At 59.9% G+C, this 23,194-nt stretch carries 19 protein-coding genes, 1 pseudogene and 1 other annotated feature; of the genes and pseudogenes, 4 read left to right on the forward strand and 16 right to left on the reverse strand.

What is annotated here, in order from left to right; genetic code table 11:
• Positions 1 to 17 precede the first annotated feature (17 nt).
• Positions 18 to 314: pseudogene (locus ACZ1JX_RS08260) on the forward strand (IS630 family transposase); the annotation flags it as partial.
• Positions 315 to 339: 25 nt separating this feature from the next.
• Here the strand turns inward: ACZ1JX_RS08260 and ACZ1JX_RS08265 are convergent.
• Positions 340 to 621, reverse strand: coding sequence for a hypothetical protein (locus ACZ1JX_RS08265; protein ID WP_465126241.1), 282 nt, complete (start codon positions 619 to 621; stop codon positions 340 to 342).
• A 246-nt stretch (positions 622 to 867) separates the two neighbouring features.
• Here ACZ1JX_RS08265 and ACZ1JX_RS08270 point away from each other — a divergent pair.
• Positions 868 to 2,096 (forward strand): IS3 family transposase gene (locus ACZ1JX_RS08270; RefSeq protein ID WP_465123188.1). Its coding sequence is split into 2 segments (ribosomal slippage): positions 868 to 1,156 and positions 1,156 to 2,096, totalling 1,230 coding nucleotides; the frame shifts between segments, so codons are not numbered across the junction.
• Positions 1,149 to 1,263 (forward strand) — a sequence feature (AL1L pseudoknot). Its footprint overlaps the gene before it by 115 nt.
• A gap of 135 nt (positions 2,097 to 2,231) precedes the next feature.
• Here the strand turns inward: ACZ1JX_RS08270 and xrtE are convergent.
• From xrtE to ACZ1JX_RS08335, 13 genes are all read right to left on the reverse strand, one after another.
• Entirely contained in the window at positions 2,232 to 3,947 is a 1,716-nt protein-coding gene (gene xrtE / locus ACZ1JX_RS08275; protein WP_465126242.1) for an exosortase E/protease, VPEID-CTERM system, read from the reverse strand.
• 72 nt (positions 3,948 to 4,019) lie between these two features.
• The gene (locus ACZ1JX_RS08280; RefSeq protein ID WP_465126243.1) at positions 4,020 to 5,036 is read right to left on the reverse strand and encodes a tetratricopeptide repeat protein; all 1,017 of its coding nucleotides are present in this window, start codon (positions 5,034 to 5,036) and stop codon (positions 4,020 to 4,022) included.
• Between the two features lie 142 nt (positions 5,037 to 5,178).
• Positions 5,179 to 6,687: a hypothetical protein gene (locus ACZ1JX_RS08285; protein ID WP_465126244.1), complete on the reverse strand. Its 1,509-nt coding sequence runs from the start codon at positions 6,685 to 6,687 to the stop codon at positions 5,179 to 5,181.
• A 35-nt stretch (positions 6,688 to 6,722) separates the two neighbouring features.
• Positions 6,723 to 7,361, reverse strand: a complete 639-nt coding sequence (locus ACZ1JX_RS08290; RefSeq protein ID WP_465126245.1) for a hypothetical protein — start codon at positions 7,359 to 7,361, stop codon at positions 6,723 to 6,725.
• 257 nt (positions 7,362 to 7,618) lie between these two features.
• Positions 7,619 to 8,317 (reverse strand): M23 family metallopeptidase, encoded by a 699-nt coding sequence (locus ACZ1JX_RS08295; protein ID WP_465126380.1) that lies wholly within the window; start codon positions 8,315 to 8,317, stop codon positions 7,619 to 7,621.
• Positions 8,317 to 9,699: an O-antigen ligase family protein gene (locus tag ACZ1JX_RS08300; protein ID WP_465126246.1), complete on the reverse strand. Its 1,383-nt coding sequence runs from the start codon at positions 9,697 to 9,699 to the stop codon at positions 8,317 to 8,319. The genes ACZ1JX_RS08295 and ACZ1JX_RS08300 overlap by 1 nt, the downstream gene beginning before the upstream one ends.
• Positions 9,696 to 10,379, reverse strand: a complete 684-nt coding sequence (locus ACZ1JX_RS08305; RefSeq protein WP_465126247.1) for a hypothetical protein — start codon at positions 10,377 to 10,379, stop codon at positions 9,696 to 9,698. Before ACZ1JX_RS08305 ends, ACZ1JX_RS08300 begins: the two co-directional genes overlap by 4 nt.
• Positions 10,369 to 12,585, reverse strand: a complete 2,217-nt coding sequence (locus tag ACZ1JX_RS08310; protein ID WP_465126248.1) for a GumC family protein — start codon at positions 12,583 to 12,585, stop codon at positions 10,369 to 10,371. The genes ACZ1JX_RS08305 and ACZ1JX_RS08310 overlap by 11 nt, the downstream gene beginning before the upstream one ends.
• A gap of 19 nt (positions 12,586 to 12,604) precedes the next feature.
• Complete coding sequence (locus ACZ1JX_RS08315) at positions 12,605 to 13,840, reverse strand: outer membrane beta-barrel protein (protein WP_465126249.1); 1,236 nt, start codon at positions 13,838 to 13,840, stop codon at positions 12,605 to 12,607.
• 47 nt (positions 13,841 to 13,887) lie between these two features.
• On the reverse strand, positions 13,888 to 14,514 hold the full coding sequence (locus ACZ1JX_RS08320; RefSeq protein ID WP_465126250.1) for a hypothetical protein: 627 nt from the start codon (positions 14,512 to 14,514) through the stop codon (positions 13,888 to 13,890).
• A gap of 73 nt (positions 14,515 to 14,587) precedes the next feature.
• A complete protein-coding gene (locus ACZ1JX_RS08325) occupies positions 14,588 to 15,193 on the reverse strand; it encodes a polysaccharide biosynthesis/export family protein (protein ID WP_465126251.1) in 606 nt (201 codons plus the stop codon).
• Between the two features lie 262 nt (positions 15,194 to 15,455).
• Positions 15,456 to 17,081: a TolC family protein gene (locus ACZ1JX_RS08330; RefSeq protein ID WP_465126252.1), complete on the reverse strand. Its 1,626-nt coding sequence runs from the start codon at positions 17,079 to 17,081 to the stop codon at positions 15,456 to 15,458.
• 134 nt (positions 17,082 to 17,215) lie between these two features.
• The gene (locus tag ACZ1JX_RS08335) at positions 17,216 to 18,523 is read right to left on the reverse strand and encodes an HlyD family type I secretion periplasmic adaptor subunit (protein WP_465126253.1); all 1,308 of its coding nucleotides are present in this window, start codon (positions 18,521 to 18,523) and stop codon (positions 17,216 to 17,218) included.
• Positions 18,524 to 18,598: 75 nt separating this feature from the next.
• Between ACZ1JX_RS08335 and istA the strand changes: the two genes are divergently transcribed.
• Both istA and istB read left to right on the forward strand, forming a co-directional pair.
• Complete coding sequence (istA, locus tag ACZ1JX_RS08340; protein WP_277788710.1) at positions 18,599 to 20,125, forward strand: IS21 family transposase; 1,527 nt, start codon at positions 18,599 to 18,601, stop codon at positions 20,123 to 20,125.
• Entirely contained in the window at positions 20,115 to 20,894 is a 780-nt protein-coding gene (gene istB, locus ACZ1JX_RS08345; RefSeq protein WP_086740912.1) for an IS21-like element helper ATPase IstB, read from the forward strand. Before istA ends, istB begins: the two co-directional genes overlap by 11 nt.
• On the opposite strand, the gene ACZ1JX_RS08350 is transcribed toward istB, so the two are convergent.
• Both ACZ1JX_RS08350 and ACZ1JX_RS08355 read right to left on the reverse strand, forming a co-directional pair.
• Entirely contained in the window at positions 20,883 to 22,955 is a 2,073-nt protein-coding gene (locus ACZ1JX_RS08350) for a beta strand repeat-containing protein (protein ID WP_465126254.1), read from the reverse strand. The two genes, istB and ACZ1JX_RS08350, sit on opposite strands and share 12 nt — an antisense overlap.
• 92 nt (positions 22,956 to 23,047) lie before the next feature.
• Complete coding sequence (locus ACZ1JX_RS08355) at positions 23,048 to 23,179, reverse strand: hypothetical protein (RefSeq protein ID WP_465126255.1); 132 nt, start codon at positions 23,177 to 23,179, stop codon at positions 23,048 to 23,050.
• Positions 23,180 to 23,194 lie beyond the last annotated feature (15 nt).

Consider the following 23,194-nt stretch of genomic DNA (forward strand, 5'->3'; position numbering starts at 1 on the left):
GAAACAACGCAGCGCATGGTCCGCTCAATAGTGACTGGTTCGAAGCGTATGTCGTGTGGGTATCGATATCAAAACTACAGCCTGACGACGTTATGATCATGGACAGCTTGGGGTGCAACACCACGCTTCCTTCCACCCTAAAGTCGCAACTTCAAAACCTTCGAGAGTGTGCCATCACGGCTCAGAGAGTGATCCGTACGGCAGACGAAATAACCGTCTCCGGCCTATGAAGCCTCATCGGCAAGCTCGTCGACATCTTCACACCTGAAGAATGCACCAACACATTCCGATCGCGCGGCTATAATCCAGCATGATTGGAAAACGCTATTGCGCTGAAATTCATGCCCCCATTCCTGCAGTAACCTTAGGAGTGGATGAGTGGCGCGATGACTTGCCAATAACATGGCGCTCAATCAACCAATAATAGAAGATCCCGGCTACAGTGCCGAGTAAAGTCCCGATGCCAAACACCGCATAGGGATTTGATGGTGACAAGCGAGCGGCTGCTGATATCGCAGGATTGTGCACGAGATATAAGGCGTAAGAAGCTGTGCCTAGAAAGGTCAGCCAAGCTGGAACAGAGATAGCCATTCGGCGTTCCATGCGGATGACAGGTTGCATTGCAACTCCAAACGCAATCCCAACGATCGGGGACATGCTCCGGTCTGCCCCGAGGGCCAGCCATAGCGCGAACACGCCCGCACTTGGGATCAGTAGCCAGTTGGGGCCCCAGCCTCTACGTGCGAGCACTGCAGTGGCAATGCCCATGAAAAATTCGAGATTGATTGACGCAAAGGGCACGCTGTTGGGTAGCCTCTGAACCGCCCCGGCTTTCCCGGAGGCTCCTATCTGTGAGAAGGAGCCACGATGAGCGCTACAAGGAACAAGTTCTCGCCTGAGTTTCGCGACCGTGCGGTGCGGATGGTGGAGGAGCACCGGGGAGATTACCCGTCGGAGTGGGCGGCGATGACGTCGATCGCCGGGAAGGTTGGCTGCACGACCGAGACACTGCGCCGCTGGTGCCGTGAGGAGGCGAGCCGACGAGCAGGGCCAGCGGCGCAGGCTGTCAGTGATCGTGATCGGGTCAAGGCCCTGGAGCGCGAGGTCAAGGAACTGCGCCGGGCCAACGAGATCCTTCGCAAAGCCTCGGCATATTTTGCGCAGGCGGAGCTCGACCGCCACGGCAAATGGTGATGTCGTTCATCGACGCTCACCGGAAGGAATTGGGTATCGAGCCGATCTGCCGGGAACTGGCAATCGCCCCTTCCTCCTACCACGAATATGCCGCCCGCCTTGCCGATCCCGGCAGGCGCCCCGCCCGTGTCCGGCGCGATGACGAGATGCGCGAGGCGATCAAGCGCGTCCACGAGAACAGCTTTGGCCTCTATGGTGCCCGCAAGGTCTGGCACCAGATGCGCCGCGAGGGGATCAAGGTGGCCAAGTGCACCGTCGAGCGGCTGATGCGCACCATGGGCCTGGCAGGCGTGCGCCGGGGCAAGACGACGGTGACGACCATCAGCAACCCCAAGGCACCGTGCCCGCTGGACAAGGTCAACCGCGAGTTCCGCGTCAGCCGGCCCAATGCGCTGTGGGTGGTCGACTTCACCTACGTCCATACCTGGGCCGGGTTCGTCTATGTCGCGTTCGTGATCGATGCCTTCGCCCGCCGGATTGTGGGCTGGAAGGTCAGCACCAGCGCCACGGCGGGCTTCGTACTGGATGCCCTGGAGCAGGCGATCCATGCCCGCAGGCCAAGTCCAGATGATGGCTTGATCCACCACAGCGACAGGGGCGTTCAATACCTGGCGATGAACTACACGCAGCGTCTGGCCGAAGCCAACCTCGTGCCGTCTGTGGGCAGCGTCGGCGACAGCTATGACAACGCCTTGGCCGAGACCATCAACGGTCTCTATAAGGCCGAGGTCATCTGGCGGCAGCGCTCATGGCCGAGCGCATCGGCCGTGGAAATGGCAACGCTGCGCTGGGTGGACTGGTTCAACAATCACCGCCTGTTCGGACCCATCGGGCACATCCCACCCGCCGAAGCCGAAGCCAACTACTATGCGGCCAACGAGACCCTCGATATGGTCGCATGACTCAATTGAAAATGCCTCCGGGAAAGCCGGGGCGGTTCACACCGCCAAGGGAGTACCCTAACTGCCGGTATTGCCCCCTCAGAAACGCCACGCACTTTTGCAAAAGAGTGCCATTTCAGAGTCGCGTTTACGCTCTCACCAATACGACCACTGCCCCCAGGCTATCGCCTGCACCGAAAGCAGGAAGTTCGTAATGGCGTGGGCGTAGAACGCAGGAGCGATTGAGCCTCGGCGCAACGCAAGACCGCCATAGACCAGGCCCGCCAGCACGGCCGCCCAGAAATCGCCATGCATGGCTGCGAACGCCACGGTCGAGACGGTAAGCGACACGGCTGCCGACGCGTAACGAACATTCGGCAGTACGATGACCCTGCCAGCCATACGCTGCAAGCCACCCCGGAATGCCAACTCCTCGAACAAGGGCGTGACCAAAGTGGCGCCAAGAAGTCGGAACGCTATCCAGATCGCGGCAAGGATCGGCGGCGCACTGTCGAGCGCTTCCTGCATGAAGTCGCTGCGCTCCATGTCCAGAGGCACAAGCGCCAGCCAGATCAGATAGACCGCCACCCCGCCAAGGATATCCATGGGCTGGATGCGCTTTGCGATCTCCGAGGTGACGACCGCCCGGAACTTCCATGCGATGAAAAGACCGACCACCGCCTGCAGCGGATAGAGCCAGTTGAACTCGGTGGAAGCAAGTCCGACCACCATGCCTGCAAGGAGAAAGCCCGCAAGCGGAAGCAGCATGATCACGTCGGCCGGTCGCATCGAGAAATCGAGGCGCGGCATTTGCGAAGGAGACGAAGGCAACGGCTCGTCTTCAACGGCATCGCTTGATGCGAATGCCGGCGCACGCGAAAACCACGGCGATTGCATCAGCCAAAGGAAGCCGAACGTAACTGTCAGTGACGCCAACAAACCGAAATGCGAATGGAACCCGCCTACTGCAACCTCGGCCGAAAGGTACTTGCCGACGAGTATGAGCAGGGCAATCCGCAAGGCGTTCGACAGGAACACGGAAATGCAGGCCAGAACGAGCAGGATCGCTGCTCGCTTCAACCGCAACCGCGTCCGCGCCGCAAACATGTAGAGCGCGATAAGCCCGAAGCACAATGTAATGCCCTGCGCACCGGCACATGACGGTGCGATAAGGACCGAGAAGTCGCCAAGGTGCATGATCGGGTTTGCCATCGGGCCTGCCTGCGTGACCCTCGGGAAATCACCTGTCATCATCCAGATGATCCCTGCGCTGATATCAATCGTCAGTGCCAGCAATTTGTAGAAGATTCGGTCTCCGATCAAAGCGTAGATATCGAGTTGCGCGGCGATGATGAGCCAGAAGATGCCTGCATAGGCATGGATAATCCGGGGCGCTGCAAAATAGCTTACCGGCGGAGCGAGCGACAGCGCCGTACCCCATGCCATGGCCAGGACTAGCAGAAGCGGCACCGCCAGCACCGCTTCGGTCCCATGCATCTGCCCAGGGCATGTGCCCAGCCCGCAGAGCAGGCTCGGCAAGGCAAGGAAAAGCGCAAATGCACCGGCTGACAGTCCGATCCAGCGCATCCGTTGCCGCAAGGGATAGATCCGCCGCCGCTCCTGCGCCAGGAATCGGGTCATGAAGTAGACCATCGCCAGAATGATGACATTGGCTTTGGCAAAGTACTTCAGGACAAGAACCGGGTTGATGCCCTCCTCAGGCGTGATCCGGTTCTCGAAATTGGCGTGCCAGACAAGGTACACCGGGATCAAGCTCAGCAAGACCAGCACCGGCGGCACGATCGCCTGCCATCTGGAACGAGTCGGCAACAATGGCGTCATCGCCCCGGAATCGTCACCGAAATTCGTCATGCTCGATCTCCGCAAGCAGCGTCAGGTCGTAGGAGGATTGGCCCAAGCTCGGTGCGCCACCCGGGAGCCTTGTCAGCACTCGCCATATTCAGCGGTCCGACACGCGGCCGAGGCATTGCGCCCCTTGGCAATCTGCTTTTCCGACATGGCAGGAATGACCCTGTCGAGATTGCTGCGGCCGTCTGCCGATCCCAATCCTGCGGCCAGATCGAACCACATGAACGCGCTCGAAAGATCCTTCCGGACCCCGAGCCCTTGCTCATAGATGAGCCCAAGGTTGACCATTGCCTCACTATTCTTCTGCTGGGCCGCAAGTCGGCTCCAACGCAGTGCTTCAACGAAATCGAGCGGAACCACTTTCCCCTCGAGATGCAGGAAGCCAAGCGCTGCGGCCGCTTCCGGCACACCTCTGTCAGCCGCCGCGTGGAGGAGTTGAAGCACCTCGCCCTGCTGCTGATCCGGGACTTTCGCAGTCCTCAGGATAACGGCCAGATTGTACGTCGCCATGGCATCACCTGCCAGCGACGCCGACTTGTACCAGCGCAACGCTGCTTCCAGGTCCGTTTGTCCTGAAGCAGGATCGGCCAGCAGATCCCCAAGGTAGACCTGCGCCGTGATGTTGCCGCGTTCGGCATAGAACGCCAGCAGGCAACGCGCGCCGGACATATCCCGCGGAACGCCCAGCCCGAACTTCAGGCTGATCGCAAGATTGACCCCTGCTCTCTCTATGCCTGCCCGCGCCGCCCGGGCCCAAAGCTTCACAGCCTCGGATCGGTAAGGGGGAAGGCCCAAACCCTCGGCAAAGAGATCCGCCAGCGCGGCTTCGGCAAAGGGCATCCCCTGCGACGCCGCCTCACGATACCATCTCGCAGCTTCCGCATAATCCTGCTCGACGCCAAGCCCCCGCTCGTACAGCAACCCCAACGCAGCCTGTGCTCGCGGGTCCCCTTGCTGTGCTGCTTCGGATAGCTTGTTCCGCCGCGCAGCATCCACATCGCCGCCAGTGTCCTTGATCAAATCCAGCAAGTCGGGCCCGCGAACCGAGGCAGGGTCGATTGGCAAACGGTCGATCGGCTCGGCCTTCAGCACTTCAAGCGGGCATGCCGGACCAGCGCGACTGTCCTGCGCACTCGCTGCGACCGACCATAGTGCCGACCCAGCGAATACGAGCAACGACAAGCGCCGTAGCGTTATCATGACAAACCGGCGCTGTCCGGCGTGCAGTATCTGCTTAAAGATACCATGCGGCCGCGAACATGATCGGCAGCAGGAGTGGTATCGGCCAGAGCGCACGAACCCGATCTTCATGCGTAAGGAACGAAACCGTGCTCCAGGCATATGCCAACGCCCCGCCGACCAGCAACGCCCCGACGCTTATTGTGACGAAGGTTCGCACGCTAAGAACATGGAAAATCTCGGGAATGGCATAACCGAGGATCCACAACGTCGCGGCCCAGCCACCAGCAGACGACAGCGCGACGAGGTAGCGGTTCAACGACCAGCCATCCAGCTTGGAACCGCGCCCTCTTCGCCTTAGCCTGCGCCGAACGAAGAAATACCAGCGCGCGCAAACCCACAGCAGGAACGGCGCGGCTACCAGCAGGATGCCCAGATGCGCCGAGGCACGCTGGATTCGCACGTTCGTGGTCAGGCCCTTGCCCGTGATGATACTGGCCTGAGTTCCATAACTGCGGAACAGGTTCAGGACCGAACCATCACTTCCCGCCTTCGCGGCACGCGCTGCGACGTTCTTGTCGACATCGCCGATCACGTTCACAAATTGGCCATCATCCTTGCCCTTGGTCCGAAGGTCCCTCAGCGCAGCCGCCGCCAATTCGTCGATCAGGCGCTGCCGATCCGACTGCAACTGCGCATTTGCAAGGCCCTGGGCCACCTGCATGCGCATCTCCTCGGGATCGACAGGATCAGGAAAGCGGTCAAGCAGGACAATCATCCGGAAGGCACCCTGACCTTGCTGGATACGGATGAAGTCACGCGTACGGGCCATCTCCTCGAGCGTACCCAGCATCTCACGCGGCATGGCCTCGCTGCTGCGGAATACCTGCTGCCCGGCCATGGGAATGGAAAGCTGGCGCAACCGCGCCTTGAACGCGTTGACGCGCTCGATCGAAGGGGTTCCCGAAGCGCGCAACGCATCGACTTCGCGCTTGGCCGCGATGGCCTGAAAAGGTTGCCGCGTGATGACAATGAATTGGAAGAACCGGAACGTTGCCCGACCCGCGAACAGCTGTGGCTGGCTGATAATGGCCTGATCAATGGCTTCCGCAGGAGGCTGAGGCTTTTCGAGCTGCATGCCAAGGTAATAGTCGAGCAGAATCTGGCGTCGCGCCTCACTGATCTGACGCTCGATCATAGACGGCGGACGACGGCCACCGCTCGTCACGCGATCTTCGACAGCATAGGCCGCGATCAGTGAATTCGTCACCTGCTCCCGCAGCTTTGCAGGTGGCTGACCGCCGGTATTGCCAATCCGGACCAGAGCAGTGTCCACATCCGCAGTGGTGATCTCGCCGTTCGGAAAAGTCGCGATCACTGCAGACTTCTGGTCCTTGTCCGCAGCAATCGCCGCAGTCCCCGGCAGAACCAGAAACATTGATGCGAAAAGTACCTTCAGCAGTAAGCGCAAAACTGATCTCACAGAAACCTTGCCGGACAATTGGCCGCCGACGGAAAAGAACAAAGGCAGCGTAAACAGCAAAATCGCCCGACCGTACGCCATGTCCGGAGGGCGATTTCATTTGACTTGCGGCGATCTCAGGCCGTGAGCGCGGCACCCTTGCCGAACAAGCCTCGCAGCGAACCAAGACGCTGACGAAGCTGGAAGGCAGCCATCATAACGAATGCGACATACGCGAGCAGCCCAAGCTTGCTGCCATCAATTTCGGGCACTGAAGCGGTTGGCGCAGCCGTCGGCGTGGTACCCGAATTCTGCGGCGTGGCAGGATTGCCATTTGGATCGGTAGGTGCGCCAGAGCTGTTGAAGAACTGCGTAGCATAAATGAGATTATTGATCTTATAGTTATTGCCGATATTGCTAGCCTCCTTGCTGGTGAAGGAAGCATCTGGCGAAAAGCCAAAGTCGAAACCGCCAGCATTGACAGTGTTGGATCCACCAGAGAGCTGATAGTAATTGCCGTCTTGGAACTTGCCCGTTGCCGAGTTCAAGAAGTATACGCCAGCGGTCCCACTTTCCTTGTAGGTCGCCGTTCCAGTCTGGGACAACTGCTGGGCAGCCCCAAGCGCAACCCAGGAACCCGCCGAATTGCGATATCCCGTCACCCAAAGAGCATCAAAACTTCCACTGGTGCCAGTCAGCGTGCTCCCCTTGGTGGCATATCCCGAGAAAACAACATTGTTGCCGTTGGAAGATAATACGCTGAAATCATACTGCACTGCCTGCCCCGAAGCGGACACTGGTACGATTGCCACAGCCACAACGGTAGCGAGAGCGAGCTTGCTAAGGGTTTTCATTTGGCACCTTCATCAATGAATTTTCTAACCCCCGCCGCCATTCCGAACCGCGATTATGGCTCATAGACTCGGCGAGTTTTACAATTCTGTCAGCTAGCAATAGGCACTTCGGAAACGCCGGGACATAATCGTCTTGACTATACCTTTTGTTAAGTGCCCCTTGAAACACCGGAAAGTAATCAGAAAATCGACGCCTTGCGGCTCAGGTACGGCAATGGATTGACCGGGCGACCGGATATCCGGACCTCGTAGTGAAGATGCGGCCCGGTCGATCGTCCAGTCGATCCGACAAGCCCGATGATATCCCCCGCCCGCACGCTCTGCCCCGGGGTAACCAGTAGCCGCGACATGTGCCCGTACCGCGTCTCCATGGCCGGACCGGTGCGCAGCGCCACGAACAGGCCGTACCCCCCGAACCAGGATGCCTTCTCGACAACCCCGTCCGAAGTCGCCCTGACTGGAGTTCCGAACGCCGCGGCAAGGTCAATGCCATCATGATTGCGAAGCTCGCCACTCAGCGGGTGGACGCGCAGGCCGAAGCCGCTCGTCATGGTCACTCTGGGCACTGGCAACGCGCCCACGAAAGCCGATGCAGGACGCGGCGTAACGTGTGCGTCAGCGCGCAATGCAGAGTCGGAGAGGGCCTTTGCAGCAGCTTGCTGCCAAGTCCGCCCGCTTGCAGCGAGTTGCATGAACACTTCGCCGTTACTGCTGGCCAGCGCTGTGAGAACCATCGGAGCACGTGTTGCCAGGGCCGGCATGGCAAACTTCGGCGCCGAAGGAGCCACAAGAGCCGCTGCATCCTGTGCGCTGGCACGGCAGGGTAGCAGGGTAACAGCCATCGACAGTGCAACGGTCGCGATGCCGAAGCCCTGCATCACTCGACCGTACCTGATCGATGGCTCCACGATTGCGCGCAGCCAATGCCAAGCAGTGCCGCATAGATCACTGCAACTCCTGGCAATTGTAAGCTGAAATCTGCAAGGCTATGTATCGCCACCAGTACGCTGGCAGACACCGCGAGGACCGGAAAAATCCTTTCGCGCTTGCGCCGGAATGCTCCGAGAACGCAAAAGCCGAATAGCCAGACGAAGGCCCCGAGAGCGAGCACCGTTGCAGGTATGCCAAGTTCGAATGCCAACTCAAGATATACGTTATGTGCCTCGGTCACGTTCGTGCCAATGGCAAAATCGGCAGTGCGATAAGCTTCGAATGCGTGAGCGAAGGTTCCGTAGCCATGACCGGTCCAAGGCAATCGCGCTATCGCATCGACGCAGGTCTGAAAAAGAGGCCATCTCTCAGAGTCTTCTGATCCACTGAAGCGATCCAGAGTCGTCAACCCGCTGACGTAGAGATAGAAGAACAAAAGACCGATAACCACCGCGGCAAGCCGCCGATCCGCTCGGAAATACCCCAGCGCCGCAAGCAAGCTCACAGCAACGAGAAGCGCCACGATGAAGGACACCATTCCCATCCGCGAATGGCTCTGGAACAGCCCCATCACGCAAATGCTGGCGGCCAGAAAGTAAGCCGCCGGAGTCCCGGCAAAGGCCGATAGCGCGCGAACGAAAGACGACGGCAGATACGCAACGTCGACCCATCGCTTGCGAAACCCGATGAAGGCAAGGGCGGCATTTGCAAGAGCGCAAAGCCCTGCGTAAGTGGCAAAGTGATTGCGGTTGACGAATGTGCCAGTGACGTCGCCAAAACCACCATATCTCGCCTGAAACAGAAGATCGCGATTGCCCAGCGAGAAATTGACTATGCCGTAAAGCGAAAGCACCGCGCCGGACAATCCGATCCAGCGCAGCAGCACAACGGCGCGATCGGACTGTCGAGAAAACTGCAAGGCCAGCCAGAACGCGCCGAGATAGCTGCTCAACCGCACAAGCGCTTCAAGCGTTCCTGCGGGATAGATGCTGATCGTTCCACTGCGGTGAATCCCCAGTGCCGCGTTCGCCTTGTCCCATAGCGGATTGCCGCCCGGCATTCCCGGCACGATCGTAGCGACGATCCATGCGACAATAATGATCGCAATGATGAGCGCAGGCAGGAGTTGCCACGCATACTCAATGCTGCGGACTTCGCCGCGCGCAATCTTCCGCAACATCGACAGACACAAGAGAGCCGTAGTCAGCGCAATCGCATGCCAGAAGAATGGCCTGTTGCCCCCGAAGAACATCGGTGCAAGCAACATCAGCCAGCCAAAGGCCCTGAACTCCGTCAGATCGGCAATCTGGCGCTGAGCTGTCCGGCTCATACGGACTTTCTCCGCGCCGTATGCAGGGCATTGATGAAGTCGAGGTGCTCTCGCTGCCGACCGACAAGTGAACGGTGACAGAAGGTAACAAAGCCAGCATCGCGATTGAATCTGGCCAGATCGCGCGCACGATGTCTCGCTGCAAAGATAACCTGATCGCGGGCCAGGTCTTGAAGGCCGGCTTGTCCCTTCGCCGCCAGGCCGTAGGCAAGTCTGGCTCGCCAGGCTGCAATGTTCACCACATGCGGTCCTGTCTGCATCGACAGTTCCAAAGCCGCCACGGCCCCTTTGTTATCGCCACGCTGATTGCGAGCCCACGCTACCCGCATCCAGTTGTAGGTATTGGACGGATCCGCTTCGAGCGCGCGAGCGGCCACGGCAAGCAGTTCGTCGCCTTGTCCCTCGAGGCTGCCATGACCGTTCTGGGGCAAAGCCGTGATCGCAACCGCCGCGTTCGTCAGATTCTTCGCAGGATCGGTCAGACGCGCCGCTGCGACGCTGGTGTCGTAAGCGACACGCAGGCGGTCCTGGTCAACGACCTTTCCGCTGCGCAGCTCATCAACCACATCATTGGCCTCGAACGCCCATGCGTTTCCCAGTAGTCCGGCCAGTGACATGATCGCCACGGCAACTGCCGCTACCGTGGGAAACATCAGCGCGACCGACCGCTCAGTTACCATAAGTGTATGCTTTATAACGGTAGTAATAGTAATTGTAGCCAAGCCGGTCGTAGGACGCGTACTTGCGCAGGTCGACAAGGCTCATGATGGTCCCGGCCAGCGGAACTTCGAGCCGCTTCATGATGCCGACCACGTTCTTGACCACCGAGACCGGGGCCTTCGCCCATGCCACCGAGAGCAGAACCATGTCGACATGCTTGGAGATCACCTGGCTGTCACTGATGGGTGCGAAGGGCGCCGTGTCGATGATGATCGTATCGTAATGGTTGCGCAGTTCTGCCAGCAGCGCCGGAAACGCCGGCCTTAGGAGAAGCTCGTTCGGCGACCGCTGCCGAGCTCCTGCAAGCAACACGTCCAGATCCGAAAGCGTGTCCTTGACCAGTACGTTGCCCACGCTCTCCTGCCCGAGGATGACTTCCGCAAAGCCCGGACCGGACTCGAGGCCGATTGCAGAGCCCATGCGCGGCCGGCGCAGGTCGAGTTCCATCAGCAGCACGCGCTGCCCCCGCATCGCCAGCGAGCGCGCGTATGTGACCGAGGTGAAGGTCTTACCCTCACCCGCGATCGATGAGGTGATCATGACGATCTGGCGAGGCCAGTCGGACAACTGTGTCTCGATAGCCGCGCGCAGCGTTGTCAGCGATTCCGAAGCGGCAGAATGCGGGTTGGACAGAACGGTATCTTCAGGACTCTCGTCCCCCGCATCCGTCAACGAAACCATCGCCAGCATCGGGCGGCCAGTTATCTGCTCTACTTCTTCCGCCAAGCGGACGAAGGGATCGAGGTATTCAAGCGCGAATGCAACCGCTCCACCAAGCACCAACCCTGCAATCAGCGCCGCCACCAGCGTTGGCACCTTCTGGGGATAGCTGGGATAGAACGCCGGCCGGGCAAGGGTGATGATGCGCGCATCGGGCGACTGGATGCCCTGCTGCTCGCTCGTCTCCTTGTAGCGGTTCAGGAAGTTCTCGTAGAGCGACTTGGCCGACTGCGCATTGGTCTCAAGCTCGCGCAGCTTCACCGCTGCCATCTTCTCGCTGCCAGTCCGCCCAGTCGCCGCCGCAAGGCTGGCGGACAGCGACTTCTCGCGCGCCTGGGCAAGCGAAAGGTCATTCGCCGTCGCTGCAGCAATCTTGCGGATCTCGATCTTGATCTTCTCGCGGAGATCGCGAAGCTCGGCATTGGCGTTGATGACGCGCGGGTGCCTCTCGCCCAGGTTCGTCCTGAGTTCCGAAAGCTTGCGCTGAATGTCGATCTCCTGCTGCCTCAGCCCGGAGATGAAGCCCGATTGCAGGATCGCGCTCGAGCTTTCCAGTCCGGCTCCGCCATTGGCAAGAAGCTGGTTGACCTGGTTCAGCTGGGTCTGCTTCTCCGCGCGAGCCGCACGCGCCATCATCAGCTGCGAATTGACATCGGTGAGCTGCTGACCGACGATCGTGTCGTTCTCTCCCCCGCCCACGATGCCGTTCGCCACGCGATATGTCTCGACCGCCTTGTCGGCAGCGACCGACTGCTGACGAAGCTCCTCGACGCGCTTCTCCAGCCAGTTGGTGGCACGCCGAGTTGCCTCGAACTTGGTGCCGATCTGCTGCGAGATGTACTCGCTCGCCAGAGCATTCGCGAGACGCGCCGCCTTGTCGGAATCGCGCGAAGTGATCTTGATCAGCAGGACATAGGAATTCTTGATCTGATCGACCCTGAGGCGCGCGCCGAGGTTCGCCGTCGCGATCTCTTTGCGATGCGCAAGATCGTCAGGGCCACTGGCGTCACCCGCCTTCTCGTCATCCTTCGACTTGGACGGTCCAAACCACGTGCTCGGCGACCACCACTTGAAGCCGCCCTTCGCCTGCTGCCCCAGAAACTCGGGATCATCGTAAAGCCGCTGTAGGTCGACAATGCGCATGAGAATGTCGGGCGACCTGATCGTCTCTGCTTCGGTCGCAAGCGTCGCCATGTCAGGCTGCACCGAGGACACCACCTGCTCCACGTCAACGACCTGCGTCTTGCGCGTCTCGATCGCTACCGACGCCGCGCTTTCGTAGAGCGGCGTGATCTGCATGACGACGATAGTGGCGAGCACGCCGACGATCGCGGCTGTGCCCACGATGATCGCCCAGCGCCGCTTGGCAACTTCCAGCAGCCTCTTGAGATCGAAATCGCCCCCGTTCTCCTGAACGGGACCGTCATTTACCTGCAAAGTGTTCAAGACAAATTCTTTCCGAAGCTCACATCCGCCAGCTGAGCGACAGGTTCAACTTGTTGCGGCTGAAATCGAGAATTGATTGCGCCGAGTTCCTGTGCATCAGTGCATAGGAGAGACCGACTGCAAGGTTGCGCGGAAGCTTGTACCGCACGGTCGCATCGACCGAGTAAAGCATGTCGTGGCGCACTACGTTCGACAGCGTCCCCGTATCGAGCGTGAGAAAGTCGTTGCGCCCGATGCGCCCGCCAAGGCTGGCGGACAGGCGCGGACCAAACTCACGGTCAGCAGAAACTTCGAGTGTCGTGATAACGTAGTTCTTTGAACCGTTCAGCGCCGTTTCCTCAATGCGACGGTCCGCCGCGACGCGCACCTTGGTATTGGGCGCAGCCGACCAGATCAGCGCAGCGCCGAACACAGGAGAACGGAAACGCCTAAGGTCGCCTGAACGATACGTGCGCGAGTGATAACCGACGAAGACTTCCCCGGTCACAAGATTGGTCAGTGCGAGATAGAGCCCCGCTGTTCCGCGCCACGTCGTTGAATCGCGCTGGATCCCGAAATCGTCCCGTTCGATTAGGTAATTGATCTTGGTCCATTCGCCGCGCAGCACGACCGAATAGCCCGGCGAAAACTGGTATTGCGCACGGGAACGGATCTGCGTCGTCGTGCGGTTCCGGTCGCGGTTGTTGATCGTCCCACCGTCGTTGCGGGGGGTGTTCCGATAACTGTACTCCTGGACCGCGCCATCGAGGTTCATCTTGAGACGGCCGAGTTCGCGGCTAAGGCTCAGCTCGGAGTTCCAGAGGCCAAAGGGAGTAGGTGAGATCGAACTTGCATCGTTGTTCGGATCACCGCGATCCTCATGCGAAAACGAGTAGCTCGTCCGGGCTCTCAAAAAGGTGTCGCGGATAGGCTCGAGTTCGAGACCTCCATTGATATTCCTGTCCCAGCGGTTCTCACGCGTCCTTTGCGCATATTCATAGCGCGTGACCGCCCCGCCAAGGTTAAGCTTGTAGCGGGTCGTGTCCTTCTTGATGTTGAGTTTGGGCGAGGACTTCACGTATAAGTCACTCACTCCGCCATCGCGCGAGGCATAAATGTTGTCATCCAGATAGGCATCGACATCCATCGCCAGGGTGACGCGAAAGCCACCCACGTCCGCTCCTGCGGAATCCTGCCCGAACGCTATTCCGGGTGCGGAAAGTGCCAACGGCCCGAGAACCATCGCAATGCTGTACTTGGCGCACGGAGGGGCCATCTTGCTAACCTTTGTCTTGATTCAAGAAAGACGAGGACAACTGAAATTCACGAAGGACTGATGTTGTCCCGCGTCGGATTCTCGACAAAGTCGGGCGGCCCCTGATTACCGGGTCCCGGGTCGTCGAATGGAGAGTTTCCATTATTCCCGTTGTTGCCGTTGTTGCCGTTGTTGCCGTTATTGCCGTTATTGCCATTCCCGGACTGGTTCTCGGTCACTGCAGCAATCGCCTCTGCTGCGGCAGGCATCGCTTCGGCGATCTGCGGTGCAATGTCGGGAAGCTGCTGCGCCAGCGCGGCTGCGGCGGCAGGGTCGGTTAGCACGATCTGCAGGATGCCATCGACTACGCGATAGATGATGCGACCATTGCCGCGAACACCTTGATTGGCAATTTCCTCCTGCGACACGACAAGGATCTGGACCTTGAGCTTCGGATTTGCCTTGCGCAGCTGCTCGATCGATGGCGGCTCAACCGCATTCCAAGCCTGCGTCTTGCCATCGCCCGGCTGATTTTGCGCAGGATTTCCATCGTCCGGCTTTTCCGTAGCCGCTGGTGCCGGTGGGTTACCATCGGTGGACTGCCCGACTGCGACACTCCCGCATGCCAGTAACATCAATGACAGGCATGCCATGCCAACGACACGCGACCCCCGCCGTTCCTGCTTGGCCGCCAATGCACCCATCATTACACTGTCCACTGTCCAACCCCTTCATCATGCAGCCGGATCTGAAATTGCGATCCGGACATCAGAAGAACCTCTCATTGACTTTGATAATGTCGCCGGGAAGCACGGTTGCATTCACATCAACCGAGACCTTCTTGTTATCGGGTCCACGAATGAGCTCGAACTTCGATTGCTTCGCCCGGTACGTGTAGCCACCCGCAAGTGCGATCGCGTTGAGCACGGTCATGCCGGCCACGTAGGGATAGCTTCCGGGCTTGCCCACTTCACCAAGCACGTAGAACGGGCGGTAGTTCAACACGTCGATCGCCACTTTCGGCGAGATCATGTATCCCTCTTCGCGAAGCCGCCGCTCGATGAGAGCTGTCAACTGCGTGAGCGTAAGACCCACGGCCTTGACCTGCCCCAGCAGCTGAAGAGACAGATTGCCGGTGCTGTCCACCTCGTAGTCACCCGAGATGGTATCCTCGTTGTAGACCCGGATACGAAGCTTGTCGCCCGATCCGAAACGATACGCGACCTCATCTGCAGACTCCGCCGCGTCCTGCGCCACTTTGGCGCCCACGCCGACCAGCAGCGCATCCGCAGACGCAGCTTCCTGCGCCGCGGCCTGCTGGGCCGTCAGGCTAAGGCAAGTCACAAAAGACATGATTACGACGTCGATTCTCATTCAATACTCTTTGACCAACACCACAATACAGCGGATGCGTTCATGAAGTTCTGTACCAAGATCTATTAAAAGACCCAATTTGCGTTGGCTTTGCAAAGTCATGTGCTACGACGTTAATCGAAACGCTTGACCTTTTTCTGTCCCTATCCGCTGATTATTATGTGAATTGGCCCTTCACTATATCTAAATGCAACTTTCGATACCTACCAGACGCACAAGAAAATCCCATGCTGCCATTGGCTTACAAAAATAAACCATCGGACTATCTGAGCCCGGGTTTGTCGCCGTCGTTCTCTGCTGTCGCCGAACCCACGACTGTACGATCGAGGTAGTCGTCGATGTCACCGAGGGCATCGCCGCTGTTTTCGATCGCCCTATCCCCGGGAAGTGGCGCGGCCATGGTTGGAGCGCTATCGTGTCCGGAACTGTCGCGTGAAGGACGATCCGCCTTGGACCGCAGAGGCAACCGGTCAATTGCCTGCACCAGTGGCGTAAGCAGCGGCACGTCGCCGTCATTACGCGCTCGCGCCACTCGCTTGTCGATATCAGCTCTCATGAGGCCGGGGGCAAAGACGCCCCAATCAAGCAAACCTGCTGCCGCCAGGACCCGCGTTCTTGCATTCCTGGCAGTGGCTAGCGTCGCATTGTAGTTGATCTGTGCCGAAAGCAGGTCCCTCGCAAGATCGAGAACGTCCAGCGTCGTCCTCATTCCCAATTGCTCTTGCTTCACCGCACCTTCATGGGCCCTGCGCGCAAGCTCCACCGCATCGCCAAGGTTGACCAGCGAAGCTTCGGCACTGACCCATTCGTTCCAGGCATCGGAAAGTTCCGCGCGGGATTCCCGCAATGCCTGATCGATGAGACGCCAGTCCGCATCGTTGATCGCTTCGGCTTCATGCACCCGTGCCGTAAGAAGGCCACTCTGGAAGATTGAGCCGGAAAGCACGACCTGCCCGCTCATTTGCGAACGCTGGCGCCACTGAAGTCCGACAAGGTTGGTATCTACCCCGGCACGGCCTCTGAGATCGACCCGGACGCGGCCTTCCGCCTTTGCACCCTCGACCCCGGCCCGCGAAACCTGCTCGCGGGCGTAGGCAGCCTTCATCACAGGCAATTGGTGCTGTGCCACCGCAAATCCGTCTTCGATCGAACGGAAGGGGACTGGTGCTGAGGGTGGCGGAGCCAGATCACCTGGGCGCGCGCCTACCAGGCGCTGAAACAGCGCTTCTGACGCGGCGACAGAGCGCTGCGCCTGCAGCAACTGCGCTCGGCCAAGTTCGACGCGCGTCGCTACCTGCTGCACATCCGTGCGCGTGGTGTCGCGCGCCCTGTAGCGCGAGGCATTGTTGCGCAATTCGCGTTCAAGGAGTTGGAGGTTCTCACGCGCTATGTTCTCAGCCGCACGATCCCTTATCACACTGACGTAGGCTGCGAAGGTCTGCGCCACCAGTTGCTGCTCGGTCGCCTGAACTGCTGCGCGCTGATATGCGATCTGTGCCTTGGCCTCGCGTTCGCCCGCAGCATTGCGCCCAAATGTGAAAAGCGGTTGCGTCAGGATGGCCGATGCAGCAGTCGACCAGTCTGACCGTTTGACAAAGTTGCCAAGCAACTGCTCGACATTGTCGCGCTGATATCCGTAGCTCGCTTCGAACGACAGCTGCGGTCCCGACCGCGCCCTCGCCTGCGGTAGTCGATAGCCCACGCTTTCGAGCTTCGCGTATTGCGCAAGCAATTCCGGGTTGCTCTCATAGGCTCGCTCGAGCGCCTCTTCCAGACTGCGAACCGGTTGGTCGGCCCGATCCTCAGAGGCTTCTCCCGAAGTTGCCGGAGCGTCGGCTGCAGGTGACGAATTCCCATGCGCGTTCGACTGGGACGGCACAGACATCATCAAACCTAAGGACAACGCCTTCAGGCGGATCGAAGCGACCCTCGCCTTGCAGCGGCTATGCTCAACGAACATTCACTGGATCTCCAGGTGATCTTGCGCCGAACCGGCGCTGCCGGACCTCGACTGCACCGATTTCAGTCGCGGAACGCGCGCTCGAGTTGGTCGAAGAATGGCTTGGTCAGATAGGACAACAGCGAACGATCGCCCGTGGAGATGAAGACTTCCGCAGGCATCCCGACAGTCAGCTTGAGTCCGGTCTGCTTCTCGAACTGGCTCCGGTCAAAACTCAGTTTGACGCGGTAGAAAGTCGCGCCAGTCTTCTCGTCCGCAGCACGCTCTGGTGCGATGAAGGTCAGCACGGCGTCAGCCTCCGGAGTGGTCTGGGCATTGAACGCGGAGAAGCGCAGGCGGGCCTTCTGATTCAACTGCAACTGGTCGATGTCGGCCGGGCTGACCCTGGCGTCGACGATGAACCTGTCGCCATCCGGCACGATCTGAAGGATCTGTTGTCCGGGCGGGATAGCGCTGCCCGGCGTCGAATAGGCAAGACCGAAGACGATACCGTCCTGCGGCGCACGAATGACGCTGCGGTCGTACATGTCGCGAGCATCGGCGCTCCGTACCTCGCCTTGGTTCAGCGCCTCGATGACCTGAGCAAGCTCGATTCCCGCATCCGCCCGGCTTCCCTGCTTTACGCTCAGCATCTGCTCGCGGATTTCGGAAATCCTGGCCGTGATCTGTGCGACGCGCGCCTCAAGCGAGGCCGCTTCTCCCGAAAGGCTGACGGCAGTTCGCTCGATCTCGTTCAGGCGATTGATGGTTACGAGCTTCTCGCCATAGAGCTGGCGAAGGCTGCCCAGTTCGGGGGAAATGAGCTTTTCCTGCTCGCGGATCGCCCATATCTGCTTTCGCGTACTATCGATTTCCGAACGGGCCTGCGCCACGCGCTCGTCCAGAAGCGCAATCTGGCTTGCACGTTCGGACTGACGAATGGCAAAGAGACGTCGCTCGCGTTCAAGCGCCGCCACGATGGACGGGTCGCGCGAGGACAGCATGTCCTGCGGAAACGCAATCGCGCCACGCTCCGAGATTTCCGCCTCGAGCCTTGCCCGCCGCGCCCGCAATTCCGCCACGCTGGCGCCTGTCAGGTCGGCATTGACCGAGGTCACCGCATTGTCGAGCCGGAGCAGGATATCACCCTCCTTGACCCGCGAGCCGTCATGCACGAGCACTTCCGACAGCACGCCACCGCGCAGGTGCGACACCGATTTGACCTGCGACTCGACCGTCAGCGCGCCGCCTGCGACGACGGCGCCCGTCACCTGCACCACTTGCGCCATCAACCCCAGGACGACCACAAACGCACCAATGGCGCGGTAGGCCGTGCGGGTGCGTGACTGCAGTCTGTAGATTTCCGCTGAGAAGTGACCCGGTAAGGGCATAAATTTCCATTGAGAATTGACCCATGTTTGAACCCGCCCCTGGCTGACCAGTCAGGGGTATCGGGAGTGATCGACATGGATTTATTGAGTGTAATTCGCCGGTGGCGCCTTCGTGATAAGATCCCGCTTCGTGAGATTGAGCGGCGCACCGGTTTGTCGCGCAACACGATCCGCAAGTATCTGCGCGCGGATACGGTGGTGCCGCAGTTCAAGGTACCTGACCGGTCGAGCAAGCTGGACCCGTTTGCTGAGAAGCTGACGGGTTGGTTACAAATCGAGGCTGGCAAATCGCGCAAGCAGAAGCGCACGGCGAAGCAGATGCATGCTGATCTGGCCGTATTGGGCTACGAAGGGTCCTATAATCGTGTCGCTGCCTATGTGCGGGATTGGAAGGCAGGCCGTCTCTTGGCACAGCAGGCCAGTGGCCGCGGAACATACGTGCCTTTGGTTTTCCAGCCAGGTGAGGCGTTCCAGTTCGACTGGAGCGAAGATTGGGCAATTCTTGGTGGCGAGCGTGTCAAGCTGCAGGCGGCCCATACCAAACTATCACACAGCAAGGCGTTCATCGTGCGGGCCTATCCGTTACAGACGCATGAGATGCTGTTTGATGCACTGACGCAGGCATTCCGCGTGCTGGGTGGTGTGCCGCAGCGCGGGATCTTCGATAACATGCGAACTGCGGTCGATAAGATCGGCAAGGGCAAAGCCCGACAGGTCAACGCGCGCTTCACCGCAATGGCCAGCCACTACTTGTTCGAGCCTGCATTCTGCAATCCGGCCTCGGGGTGGGAGAAGGGCCAAGTCGAGAAGAACGTGCAAGATGCACGGCGGCGGCTGTGGCAGAAGTTGCCGAGCTTCCCGGATATCCATGCGCTCAATGCCTGGCTCGAGGAACAATGCATCGCGCAATGGGGTGAGATCCAACATGGCAACTTGCCCGGCACCGTAGCCGATGTACACGCCGCTGAGGTTGGTAGTCTGATGCCGCTGGGGCGGACCTTCGATGGTTTTGTCGAACACACCAAGCGGGTGTCCCCGATCTGCCTCATCAGCTTTGAACGCAATCGGTACAGCGTCCCGGCATCCTTTGCCAACCGCCCGGTCAGCATCAGGATCTACCCCGAGCGGATCGTGGTGGCGGCCGAGGGGCAGATCCTTTGCGAACATGCCAGAATCATTGACCGATCCCACCACACTGGCGGGCGGACAATTTATGACTGGCGGCATTATCTGGCAGTAGTCCAGCGCAAGCCGGGAGCACTGCGCAATGGCGCGCCATTCTTGCAGCTCCCAGAGGCCTTCAAGCAGCTGCAAAGCCAGCTCCTACGTCGTCCCGGCGGAGACAAGGAGATGGCGGAGATATTGGCGTTGGTGCTGCAACATGACGAACAGGCAGTGCTTTGCGCTGTCGAACTGGCGCTGGATGCGGGCGTCGCCACCAAGACCCACGTCCTCAATATCCTGCACCGCCTGATCGATGGTAAGGCTCCACCGGCAGCGCCGATTGACGCACCGCAGGCTTTGCGCCTTGCGCAAGAGCCGTTGGCCAATGTCGGACGTTATGATGCCCTGCGTGAGGGAGGGCTGCGTCATGCGTCATGACCCCGCCAGTGCCGCCGTTGTCGTCATGCTCAAGGCGCTGAAGTTGTATGGCATGGCCCAAGCAGTGGGGGACCTTATCGAGCAAGGCGCCCCAGCCTTCAGTGCCGCAGTGCCGATGGTCTCCCAGTTGCTCAAAGCCGAGATGGCCGAACGTGAGGTCCGCTCGATTGCTTATCAGATCAAGGCCGCCCGGTTCCCAGCTTACAAAGACCTGGCCGGGTTCGACTTCGCATCCAGCGAGGCCAACGAGGCCCTGGTTCGGCAACTCCATGGTGGCGAGTTCATCGACGGCGCTGACAACGTAGTACTGATTGGCGGGCCCGGAACCGGCAAATCGCACATCGCCACTGCGCTGGGAGTTCAAGCCGTCGAACATCACCGCAGAAAAGTGCGCTTCTTTGCCACGGTCGATCTGGTCAATGCGCTCGAACAGGAAAAAGCAGCCAACAAGGCGGGGCAGATTGCCGAACGTCTGCTCAAGCTCGATCTCATCATCCTTGATGAACTGGGCTATCTGCCGTTCAGCCCATCAGGCGGAGCTTTGCTGTTCCACCTGCTCAGCAAATTGTACGAACGCACCAGCGTCGTGATCACCACTAACCTCAGCTTCAGCGAATGGGCCGAGGTATTCAGCGATGCCAAGATGACCACAGCCCTGCTGGATCGGCTAACCCATCATTGCCACATCATCGAAACTGGCAATGACAGCTTCCGGTTCAGGGCCAGCTCTGCCTCACCAAAACCACGAAAGGAAAAATCACCAGCTTGACCCAAAACCCGCTCTGCGGGACATACCATCACCCGGGTCAATTCTCGATGGAAATACCGGGTCACTTCTCAGCGGAAATCTACAGCCGATGGCGAGATTGCCGTCGTTGGTGCCGTAGGTGATCGACGAGACGGTCGGGGCCGTCGCGTCGACGGCGACAGTGCCGGTCGGGTTGACGTTGTTGAAGCCGGCGGCAGTGACGGCGTTGCCGGCCGCGTCCGTGATCGTACCGGTCAGTGCGTTGGCGGCGGCAGTGGCGATGTCGGCCGTGGTCTGGCCTGCGGCGGGGGTGTAGCTGAACACCAGCGTGCTGGTGCCCGAACCGCTGACGTAGGACGCCGTGCCGCCGTTGGCGAGGGTGATGGTCGGCGTGCCGCTAACCGTGACGGCCTCGCTGAATGCGACCGAGAGGTTGATCGACTCTCCGACGGCAAGGTTGCCATCGTTGGTGCCGTAGGTGATCGACGAGACGGTCGGGGCGGTAACGTCGACGGCAACGGTGCCGGCCGGGTTGACGTTGTTGAAGCCCGAGGCGGTGACGGCATTGCCGGCCGCGTCCGTGATCGTGCCGGTCAGCGCGCTGCTGGCGGCAGTGGCGAGGTCAGCCGTGGTCTGGCCTGCGGCGGGGGTGTAGCTGAACACCAGCGTGCTGGTGCCCGAACCACTGACGTAGGACGCGGTGCCGCCATTGGCGAGCGCGATCGTCGGCGTGCCGCTAACCGTGACGGCCTCGCTGAACGCGACCGAGAGGTTGATCGATTCACCGACAGCAAGGTTGCCGTCGTTGGTGCCGTAGGTGATCGACGAGACGGTCGGCGCAGCAACATCAACCGCAACAGTGCCGGTCGGATTGACTGCGTTGAAACCGGCTGCCGTGACCGCCGTTCCGCTCGACACAGAGGTAATCGTACCCGTACCGGCGAGCGCGGCCGTCGTGGCCGTCGCAAGGTCGGCAACGCTCGTGTTGCCCGCACCAACCGTGTAGCTGAAGACCAGCGAAGTCGTACCGGTGCCGCTCTGATAAGTCGCCGATCCGCCGTTGTTCAGCGTAATCGCAGGCGTACCGCCGCTGACATTGACGGCTTCGGAGAAGGTTACGGTGAAGGTGATGACTTCACCCACACTCAGCGCACCGTCGTTCGCACCATAGGCGATGGACGACACGGTGGGGGTTGTAGCTGCGGCAATCGTCAGCGTTTGCGTGGTGTTCGGCAGAGCAGTTGCACCAGCAACAGATGCCGAGGTCGACGCAAAGATCGTGTATGTGCCTGCGGCGAGTGTGAAAACGGCTGACGTCCACGCAGCGTTCGTCTGCGTAGCAGCGAAGGTAATGGAGTCGACCTGCGTCGTCGTACCGGCGCCATTGGTCGCATAAATGTAGAGCTTGTCGTTCTTGGCGTTCGTCGCCAGGCCACTTACCTGAATGCTCGTGGAAGTCGTACGCCAGTCGCCTTGCGTACCGGTGTCATAGGTTGAAACCAGAGTCGTAAGCGTGACGGCCGAAAGGACGTTTTCTACCGTGATCGCCTGACCACCGACCGTCACGGTACCAAGGGATTCGCTCCCATAGAAACCAGCCAACGAGTCCGTGAGCGAGACTTCACCGAGCGCCAGGGCGGCGAAGATGCCGCCTTCTTCGCCGAGCGCATCGCGGCCGCCGTTGAGCAGCGTGTCGAAGGCGTGGCCGACTTCGTGGAGCAGCAGCTCGACGATGGCGCCGGTCGACGTGGCCTGCGCGAGGTAGTCGGCGTTGAGGTAGATGACCGGTGCGCCATCGGGACCGACGGCGGCGTAGGCACCGAGGGCGCCATGCATGTCCGCGCTGGACAGTGCTTCGACAGTGATGCCGAAATTGCCGCCGAGGATGAGGTCACGCAGCGTCAGGATGTTCTGTTCGAACGTGGCAGCGTCGGTGCCTGCGGTCGCATAGGCGGCGCGCAGGATGTCGTCGAAGTTGTCGGACGAAGCGAGGCTGACCAGAAGGTCTGTTACCTGCGAGGCTGCACCATCAAGAATGGTCTGCTGCCCGGTCGCAAATACATCGGAGTCAAACGAAAACATGCCCACCACCTACCTCAAGAACTAGAACACCGACGGGATACCCGCCCCTGATTGGACCAATCATCGTCAGGCAAGGAGCGACCTTGCCCTCTTCACTTCACTTTCTGCCCCGGCATTTGCAGCGTGCGCCGCCAGTCCAGATCATCGGGAAAATGATAAATTCCCGAAATCACTTCAGCATCATCATTCGACAGCACAGAGACATCAGTCAGAGAAGGAATCACACGAAACCAACTTTG

The sequence above is a fragment of the Novosphingobium sp. BL-A-41-Hi4A-0G genome (genome assembly GCF_055521735.1).